At 68.3% G+C, this 646-nt stretch carries 3 protein-coding genes; 1 reads left to right on the forward strand and 2 read right to left on the reverse strand.

Annotation, left to right across the window (positions count from 1 at the left end):
* On the reverse strand, positions 1-183 hold a 183-nt coding region (locus AC2JF9_RS08155; protein WP_500726797.1), incomplete at its 3' end, for an iron-sulfur cluster biosynthesis family protein.
* Between the two features lie 40 nt (positions 184-223).
* Positions 224-373, reverse strand: a complete 150-nt coding sequence (locus AC2JF9_RS08160; protein ID WP_500726799.1) for a hypothetical protein — start codon at positions 371-373, stop codon at positions 224-226.
* Between the two features lie 129 nt (positions 374-502).
* Between AC2JF9_RS08160 and purS the strand changes: the two genes are divergently transcribed.
* Positions 503-646, forward strand: a 144-nt coding sequence (gene purS, locus AC2JF9_RS08165; RefSeq protein ID WP_500726801.1) for a phosphoribosylformylglycinamidine synthase subunit PurS, incomplete at its 3' end; no start/stop codon positions are given.

Consider the following 646-nt stretch of genomic DNA (forward strand, 5'->3'; position numbering starts at 1 on the left):
GTCCTGCTCGGCCGTGATGTCGTCCGCCTCCACCCCGTCGGCAAGGCCGAAGCGATATTGGAAGCCGGCGCAGCCGCCGCCTTCCACGGACAGTCGCAGGATCGCGGGCTTGCCCTGCTTCGCGGCGATCGCCGCGACCCGCGCCGCCGCGGCGGGGGTAAGGATGATGGGAGCCTCGCTCATGCCTTGCAGATAGGATCGGGCGCTCCGCCCGGCAAGCCGGTCAGCTCCTGACCTTGTAGCCGCAGACGATGCCGAACACGAACGCGGCGAACAGGCCGAGCTGCATCTGCCCGTGGCCCGTATGGACGCCCAGTATCTCGCCGCAAAAGACGAACAGGGCGATGAACATCGCGATCGCGAGCGGCACCATGGCCCGCTTCCCTTCAACAGCCTGGAACGGCCGATTGTCGCCGGAAACGGTAAACGGGCGGTGAAAGCTTGTGCCGCGCGGCCCCCTTCGCCATAGAGGCGCCGCGCCCCCGAACCGGAGCAGACCCGCATGAAGACCCGCGTCTACGTCACGCTCAAGAACGGCGTCCTCGACCCGCAGGGCAAGGCGATCCACCATGCGCTGGAGGGCCTGGGCTTTTCGGGGGTGCGCGACGTGCGCGCCGGCAAGCTCATCGAGCTCGACCTCGAGGAG

The sequence above is a fragment of the Lactobacillus sp. C449L genome, from assembly GCF_059900815.1.